The sequence below is a fragment of the Allomesorhizobium camelthorni genome (assembly GCF_011045125.1).
GTDB lineage: Bacteria > Pseudomonadota > Alphaproteobacteria > Rhizobiales > Rhizobiaceae > Allomesorhizobium > Allomesorhizobium camelthorni.
The window spans coordinates 1-1,259 of record NZ_JAAKZF010000262.1 but is presented as its reverse complement, the minus strand read 5'-3'; the positions used below and the strand labels follow the sequence as shown (position 1 = coordinate 1,259).

Genomic DNA, 1,259 nt, shown 5'->3' with positions numbered 1-1,259 from the left:
CTAGTCCGCGCCTTCGCCGAGCATGCAAGGAAAGCTGGCAAACCTGGCTCGGTCGTCAACATCGCCTCGATCGAGGGGCACAATCCGGCACCCGGCCATGGCCACTACGCCACTTCCAAGGCGGCGCTGCTGATGTTCACCAAGGCTGCGGCGCTGGAATTCGGCGCGCATGGCATCCGCGTCAATTCGATCTGCCCTGGGCTGATCCACCGCTATGGCATCGAGGATGGCTGGCGGGAAGGTGTCGGCCGCTGGAAGGCGGCTGCGGCGCTGGAAAGGCTTGGCCGTCCCGACGATATCGCGGATGCAGCGCTTTTCCTGGCATCCGATGCGGCGCGCTGGATCACCGGCGCGGATCTGGTTGTAGACGGCGGCGTCAGCGCCCGCCCGACTTGGTGAGAAAAAGTATAGGAAACTGGCAATGAAAGCACTTGAGAACAGAGTCATCGCCGTCACGGGCGGGCGGCGCCGGCGGCATTGCCCGCGGCATCGCGCAAGCGGTTCTGAAAGCCGGCGGGCGGGCCGGCCTGATCGACGTCGGCTTCGCTAAGCGAACCAGGCGGCGGTTGTGCAGAATGCAGGCGACCGCGTTGCCGCCTCCGGGTTCCGTCGCAAACTTTTCGGAAAGGTCATTGCGGCATGACACCTGCTCTATCGTGCCATCGACAGCGTCGGCGACACGGTCGAATTCCTCTTCAGCGAAAACCGTGACCTGCGTGCCGCAAAACGCTTCCTCCGAAAGGCGCTGGAGCGCCACGGCCGGCCGAATCGCATCGTCATAGACGGCAGTCAGACCAACCACGAGGCGATCATCTTCTGCGATGCCGAAAACCGGTTGCGGGATCGATCGCGGCGCTCACTGAAACCAATCCACGTACGCAAGAGCAAGTACCTCAACAATCGGATCGAGCAGGACCATCGGCGCGTCAAGCGCCGCATCCGCTGCATGCTCGGCTTCAAGTCGCTGGCAAAGCCGAGGTCACCCTGTCCGGCGTCGAAATGGTTCACATGATGCGCAAACGGCAGGCAAGGTTTGCCTACTTATACGCGTCGGCGCGGTGGAACCAGAGCTCAGCGATGAACTGTGGCTGCCGACCTATCCGGATATCCCCAAATCAGGACGAATATACCCGCTCGTGACACATAGCGTGCAGGCGATCACAAGGGACTGGAGCTAGTCGAGGGCAATTGTGGGACGATTTTGGGTCTTCGAGGTCTAGCCAAGATCAATTCGGGCTCGGTTCTTTTCCATTCTCTAC

At 61.5% G+C, this 1,259-nt stretch carries 1 protein-coding gene and 1 pseudogene; both read left to right on the top strand.

The features are described 5' to 3' along the window. Positions 1–399: SDR family NAD(P)-dependent oxidoreductase (locus G6N73_RS35760; protein WP_165034556.1), on the top strand; the 399-nt coding region annotated here is incomplete at its 5' end. Between the two features lie 250 nt (positions 400–649). After that, positions 650–1,140 (top strand): annotated as a pseudogene (locus tag G6N73_RS35755) (IS6 family transposase); the annotation flags it as partial. Positions 1,141–1,259 lie beyond the last annotated feature (119 nt).